9 protein-coding genes are annotated in these 6,048 nt (G+C 68.9%); 3 read left to right on the top strand and 6 right to left on the bottom strand.

The window, feature by feature from the left end; genetic code table 11:
* Positions 1–136 precede the first annotated feature (136 nt).
* Positions 137–463 carry a hypothetical protein gene (locus AB0G02_RS26220; protein WP_360798452.1) on the top strand — a complete coding sequence of 109 codons (327 nt, stop codon included), beginning with the start codon at positions 137–139 and terminating at the stop codon, positions 461–463.
* A gap of 69 nt (positions 464–532) precedes the next feature.
* On the opposite strand, the gene AB0G02_RS26215 is transcribed toward AB0G02_RS26220, so the two are convergent.
* From AB0G02_RS26215 to AB0G02_RS26195, 5 genes are all read right to left on the bottom strand, one after another.
* Positions 533–1,303 carry a hypothetical protein gene (locus AB0G02_RS26215; protein WP_360798449.1) on the bottom strand — a complete coding sequence of 257 codons (771 nt, stop codon included), beginning with the start codon at positions 1,301–1,303 and terminating at the stop codon, positions 533–535.
* Positions 1,300–1,851, bottom strand: a complete 552-nt coding sequence (locus tag AB0G02_RS26210; RefSeq protein ID WP_360798446.1) for a hypothetical protein — start codon at positions 1,849–1,851, stop codon at positions 1,300–1,302. Before AB0G02_RS26210 ends, AB0G02_RS26215 begins: the two co-directional genes overlap by 4 nt.
* A gap of 115 nt (positions 1,852–1,966) precedes the next feature.
* A complete protein-coding gene (locus tag AB0G02_RS26205; RefSeq protein WP_360798443.1) occupies positions 1,967–2,770 on the bottom strand; it encodes an ABC transporter permease in 804 nt (267 codons plus the stop codon).
* On the bottom strand, positions 2,767–3,732 hold the full coding sequence (locus AB0G02_RS26200; protein ID WP_360798440.1) for an ATP-binding cassette domain-containing protein: 966 nt from the start codon (positions 3,730–3,732) through the stop codon (positions 2,767–2,769). Before AB0G02_RS26200 ends, AB0G02_RS26205 begins: the two co-directional genes overlap by 4 nt.
* A gap of 187 nt (positions 3,733–3,919) precedes the next feature.
* Positions 3,920–4,333 (bottom strand): heavy metal-responsive transcriptional regulator, encoded by a 414-nt coding sequence (locus AB0G02_RS26195; protein WP_360798437.1) that lies wholly within the window; start codon positions 4,331–4,333, stop codon positions 3,920–3,922.
* Positions 4,334–4,755: 422 nt separating this feature from the next.
* Between AB0G02_RS26195 and AB0G02_RS26190 the strand changes: the two genes are divergently transcribed.
* Together AB0G02_RS26190 and AB0G02_RS26185 are read left to right on the top strand one after the other, a co-directional pair.
* Positions 4,756–5,610, top strand: coding sequence for a helix-turn-helix transcriptional regulator (locus AB0G02_RS26190; protein WP_360798434.1), 855 nt, complete (start codon positions 4,756–4,758; stop codon positions 5,608–5,610).
* Entirely contained in the window at positions 5,607–5,789 is a 183-nt protein-coding gene (locus tag AB0G02_RS26185; RefSeq protein WP_360798431.1) for a DUF397 domain-containing protein, read from the top strand. Before AB0G02_RS26190 ends, AB0G02_RS26185 begins: the two co-directional genes overlap by 4 nt.
* A gap of 35 nt (positions 5,790–5,824) precedes the next feature.
* Here the strand turns inward: AB0G02_RS26185 and AB0G02_RS26180 are convergent.
* On the bottom strand, positions 5,825–6,048 hold a 224-nt coding region (locus tag AB0G02_RS26180; protein ID WP_360798428.1), incomplete at its 5' end, for a hypothetical protein.

Genomic DNA, 6,048 nt, shown 5'->3' with positions numbered 1-6,048 from the left:
GGCCACCGTTAGCGAATCTTGTTCCGGAACCGCCCATTGGCAGTACTTTGACCGTGCCCCGACGGCGGTACCGTGGGTGGCCTGGGACGTGAGTCCTCCTCACCCGCAGTGCCGCGGGGGAAGCGGGGGTGGCGCGATGACGTTCAAAGAGGAGTTCCTGTCGGAGCTCGAGGACTGCCTGCGCGGGTACGGCGCGGTGCCGGTGATCCACCCGGCCGCCCTGGCCCGGTTCATCGACTACGTCCGCCTGCTGCCGGACGACGACCCGCGGCTGCGCTGCCTCGAAGGTGTCGACCAGGGTTCCGGCTCGTTCTGGAACAACCCGGCGGTGTGGTGGGAGCAGGTGCCGCGGTTCGGGATCGGGTCGTCGGACTGCTCCGAGCTGCTCGACCGGATGCTGGACGAGGCGATCAGCGACGAGATCGACGTCCTGGAGATGGAGATCCGGGAACTGCCCGGCTGACGTGAGGTAATCACCCGTTGTGCACCCGGGTCGCCGGATGCACAACGGGGAGCTGTCGTGGTGTCGCGCCTACACGGACAGCAGGCGGTCGAAGAACGACCGGTAGCGCTTGAGGGCCTGCCGCAGTTCCTCGGTCTGCACCTCGTCGCCGCGCTGCCACTGCTCTTCGAGCGCGTGCTTGTGCTGGGTGAACGTGGTGGCGAGCGACTGCATCACCTGGGCCACCAGCTCGTCGGCCCGCTGGACGGCCTCGCGCGGGTCGTCGACGAAGTCGGCTTGCAGCGCGCGCCACTCGGCCTGGTAGTCCGCCGCGTCGTCCGTGGTGAACAGCGGGGCGTCGCCGGCGGTCCGGGAGACCTCGGCCAGCTCGACCGGGCCACCGGGGCGCTCGTCGTGCTCGTCCCCGTCGCGCACGGCCGACTCGGCGTCCGCCGACTCCTGGTGCGCCTGCTCGTCGTGCTCGGTCTGCTCTTCGTAGGCGGTCTGGGCCTCGTACGCGGTCCGGTCCGCGGGCGTCCGCTCGTCGTCCGCCTGCTCCTGGTACCCGGCCTCCTGCTGGTACCCCGCCGCCTGCTCCTGGTAGCCGGTCGCGTCGTGCGCGGTCGACTCGTCACGCGTCGCCGGGTCGTCGTACGTGCCCGGCTCCTCGTGCGAGCCCGACTTCCCGTAGGCGTCCGGCTCCTGGCCGAACCGCTCGTTGCCGTCCACGTCGTCGTGGTGGACCGCGGTCTGCTGGTCGGTGTCCTGCCGGCCGGTGTCCTGCCGGTCGAACGTGGTCCGCTCGGCGGGCTCGCGCTCGGCGAAGTCCTCGGTGGTGAGGTGCTGACGCTGCTCGGTCATGACCGTGCCCCTTCCCGGTGGTCGCCCAACAGGTCCTCGAACACGGTGCGGTAGTGGACCATCGCGGTCCTCAGGTCCTCGGTCGAGGCCTCACCGCGCTCCTGGCGCTCGTAGATCGTGTGCGCCTCGCGGTAGTGGTCGAGCGTGCGGGCGTGCTGGACGGACAGCAGCTTCGCCTGGTGCTCGTACCCCTCGGTGGGGTAACCGCGCTCGGCCATCAGGTCGGTGACCAGGTGGTCCGCCTGCACCACGGCCTGGGTCGGCTCGTCGACGAACTGCTCCTGGACCAGCGTCCAGTTGCGGGTGTAGTTCTCGCGGGTCACGGCGTTCAGCGCGCGCAGCTCCAGCTTCGAGTGCTCGCGCTCCCGCTCGGCCAGCTCGCGCTCCGCCGCCATGCGGTTGCCGTTGCGCTCCAGGGCCCGGTCGTACTCCGGACCGAACGTCGAGCGCAACCTCTTGCGCTGCATGGCAACCTTGAGCAACACCGCGATCACGACGAGTACGACCAACACCGCGATGATCACGCCGATGGTGGTGCCGGTGGACATCTCGGCCTCCTTGGCTGGATCTCCCATGGCTGGGCTGGCCCCGGGCTACCCATCGTGAGACCGATTCAAAACCTGCCCCCGAGACCCCCGATCCTCGTGGTGGCGGAACATCCGGTCATCGGGCGACGGCCTTGCGGTACTGCCGGATCGCCAGCGGCACGAAGATCAACAGGAACACGACCACCCAGATCAGGGTCATCAGCACCGGGTGCTGCAACGACCACACGTCCGCCACGGGTGCCATCGGGTTCGTGTTGCCGAACAGCTCGCGGGCCGCCGCCGTCACCGCCGAGACGGGGTTCCACTCCGCGAACGCCTTCAGCGGTCCGGGCAGGTTGCTCTCCTGCACGAAGGTGTTCGCGATGAACGTCAACGGGAAGATCGCGATGAACGAGGCGTTGTTGAACACCTCGGGGCTGCGCACCATGAGCCCGACGATCGCCATGCCCCACGACACCGCGTAGGCGAACAGCAGCAGCAGGGCGAACCCGGCCAGCGCCTCCAGCGGCGAGGAGTGGATCCGCCAGCCGACGATCAGGCCCGTCACCGACATCACCACGATGACGATGACGTTGTTGGCCAGGTCGCTCGTGGTCCGCCCGATGAGCACCGCCGACCGCGCCATCGGCAACGACCGGAACCGGTCGATGACGCCCTTCTGCATGTCCTCGGCCAGCCCGGCGCCGGTGATCGTCGAACCGAACACCACGGTCTGCGCGAAGATGCCCGCCATCAGGAACTCGCGGTAGTCCATGCCCGGGATGTCGATCGAGCCGCCGAACACGTACGCGAACAGCAGCACGAACATGATCGGTGACAACGTCGAGAACACGAGCAGGTCCGGCACGCGCTTGATCTTGATCAGGTTGCGCTTGGCGACGACCGCACCGTCGCCCAACGCCTGCGTGAACGCGCTCATGCTTCCTTTTCCCCCTGCTTGGTCTCGGTGGCGTGCCCGGTGAGCGTCAGGAACACGTCGTCCAGCGTCGGCCTGCGCAGGCCGATGTCGAGCACCTTGATCGACTCGGCGTCCAGCCGCCGGATGCCGTCCACCAGCACGTCGGCGCCGCCCGACACCGGCACGGTCAGCCGGTGTCCACGCTCGTCCACCGCGATCTCACCGATCGCCAACGGGGCCAACGCGGTCTTCGCCGTCCCCGCGTCCTGCGCGGAGCCGACGGTGAGCTCCAGCCGTTCACCGCCGACCTGGCCCTTCAACTCGTTCGCGGTGCCCAGGGCGATGACCTTGCCGTGGTCGATGACCGCGATCTTGTCGGCCAGCCGGTCGGCCTCCTCCAGGTACTGCGTGGTCAGCAGCAGCGTGGTGCCGCCCGCCACGAGTTCCGAGATGACCTCCCACATGCCGAGCCTGCTGCGCGGGTCCAGGCCCGTGGTCGGCTCGTCCAGGAACAGCACCTTCGGCTTCGCCACCAGCGCGCCCGCCAGGTCGAGCCTGCGGCGCATGCCGCCCGAGTAGCCCTTGACCTCCCGGTCGGCGGCCTCCACGAGGTCGAACCGCTCCAGCAGCTCGCGCGCCCGTTCGCGGCTGCCCTTCCGGCCCAGGTGGTAGAGCCTGCCGACCATGTCGAGGTTCTCGAACCCGGTCAGGTTCTCGTCCACGGCCGAGTACTGGCCGGACAGGCCGATCCGGCGGCGCAGCTCCTTGGCATCGGTGACGACGTCCAGCCCGGTGACGGTCGCCCTGCCCTCGTCGTGCTCCAGCAGCGTGGTGAGCACGCGGACCGTCGTGGTCTTGCCCGCGCCGTTCGGTCCGAGCAGACCCATGACGGTGCCTTCCGGGACCACGAGGTCGAGGCCGTCGAGGGCCACCACCTTCCCGTAGCGCTTGACCAGTCCTTCGGCCACGATCGCGTATGCCATCAGGACATGATGGACCCGTGGTCCGACAATTTCAGGCGAACCCCGCGAGTCCGTTCGGTGTGGACGTCCGCGTGACCGCGGTCGGCTCCCACTGTGGACGGTGCGCGGGCGGGTCGGCGGGCGCCTCGCCGACCCCGTTCACCTCAGCAGCAACCCGTGCCGCACGCGCAGTCGCACTCGCACCCCATCACCGATCACCTCCTCCCGCGCTCGGTCCCGGCGGGCACCACGTGCCCGGGTCGATGTCCGGGCAGTGCCCGGAAGGCAGGTCGCGCACCATGTCGGTCAGCTCGTCGCGCAGGGCGGACAGCCGGGCCACCTCCGCGTCCAGCTCCGCGATGTGGCGGTGCAGCAGCTCTTCGGCCGGCTCGCACGGGCACACGCCGGTGTCGCGCACGGCCAGCAGGTCCGCGATCTCGCGCAGCGTCAGCCCCAGGCGTTGGCAGCCGCGCACGAACCTGATCCGGTCGACCGCGCCCTCGTCGTACACGCGGTAGCCCGCCGCGGTGCGCGGCGGCGGTGCCAGCAGACCCGCGCGCTCGTAGTACCGGACGGTGTCCGGTCGGATCCCCACCGCGTCGGCCAGCTGTGCAACACGCATGGCCCGACGGTAAACCTCGGACCCCGCTCCAAGGTCAAGCCCGCGTCCCGGCCGGTCTCCGGCTTGATCGCCACATTGGCACCACGCGTCCCAGGAGCACCACATCGGACCCCGGTCGCGCGGATCCACCCGATCGTGGGCCCCACGCGACACGCGGATGCCCGCCACTTCGAGATCGACCTCACGCGCGTGGCGGAAACCCTTGACGTTCAGCGGCCGGACCTGGGAGATGTACAGGTGACGCCGACGGGACCACCCGCGGCGGTCGGCGGGAGACCCGCCGACTCCGGACGGGTGGTGCCGGTGGGTTCACGCTATTGGGGCGTATATGCACCTTGACACGCTCGATCGAGTGAAACCGGGCGGGATGGGGAACCGCACTAAGGTGTTCGCAGTTCTTTTTCCAGCGAGGAGCGATCCGCATGGCAGCCGTCCAAACCCGACGCAAGCGCAAGCTCGGACAGTTCCTCAACGCATTGCGCAAACGAGCGGGCAAGACCGAGGTCGACTACCACGCGCTGACGCGGAAGACGCAGTCGACGCTGTCGCGGATGGAGAACGGTTACATCAGTCCGAGTTGGACCGAACTGGGTGCCCTGCTGGGCCTCTACGGGGCGACCGATGCGGAACGGCGGGAGGCGGAAGCCCTGTGGGAGGACGCGAAGCAGGACGGCACCCGCCTGGTGTACGCGGCGGCGTTCACCCCGGAGGCGCGCACCTACGCCCGCCAGGAGGCGGACGCGACGGAGGTGCGCACCATCGAGATGATCGTCATCCCCGGTCTGCTCCAGACGCCCGCCTACGCGGCGGCGATCAGGGTCGCGGGTCAGCGGTTCATGGACGCGTCGGTCTCCGCGGAACAGGTGTCCGCGGCCTTGGCCAACCGGCAGCGCAGGCTGCCCGGGTTACGGCTGCACGCGGTGATCGACGAGGCGGCCCTGCACCGGGTCGTGGGGGGCCAGGCCGTCATGCGCGAGCAGTTGTCGCATTTGCTCGAGAAGGGGAAGCAGGACAACATCACCATCCAAGTGGTTCCGTTCGGCGCCGGCGCTCACGGAACCATGTCGGGTGGTGGCGCGACCGCTCTCCGCTTCGAGGACAGTGATCCTTCGGCCGTGTACCTGGAGTACGCGGGTGGTGGTAAGTGGGTGGACAATCGCGCCGACGTGCAGAAGTACCTCCTGCACTTCGACGAAATGGTGAGCGAGGTCGCCCTGTCGCCCAAGGAGTCGGCTTCGCTGATCAGAAAACTGGCAACCGCACTGAAGGACACATGAACAACGACAAGACGTGGCGCAAGAGCACCTACTCCGGCGCGGGGAACAACTGCGTCGAGCTGGCCGTGGGACGGAGCACGACCAGCGTCAGGGACAGCAAACGCCCAGGTAGCAGATTGACCTTTGGTGACGGTCCTTTCCGGGCCTTCCTCATGTCCGTCCGGCGAACCCGACCCTGATCGGCGGCACGGACGACCGTTAACACGAGCTCCACTCACCATCGCGGCCGGTCTTCGGCCGCGAATCGCGTGTCCACAGTGGACCGCGTTGACGAGCCGACGGGCAGCGGAGCCGGTCTCGGGCGTGCACCGGGAGCGCCCCGCGGCCTCGACGCCGGACGGGGCGCGATCGCGTCGCCGTGCTCCTCCGCGTGCTGCAGGACGAACGACGTGAGCGCCGTCCTGGGTATCTCGACGTCCGGACCGGCGATCGTCATGA

This window comes from Actinosynnema sp. NPDC023658, from assembly GCF_040639995.1.
In the GTDB taxonomy this organism is placed as follows: domain Bacteria; phylum Actinomycetota; class Actinomycetes; order Mycobacteriales; family Pseudonocardiaceae; genus Actinosynnema.
Note: the sequence above shows the minus strand (reverse complement) of the source record. Positions and strands in the feature narration are given on the sequence as shown.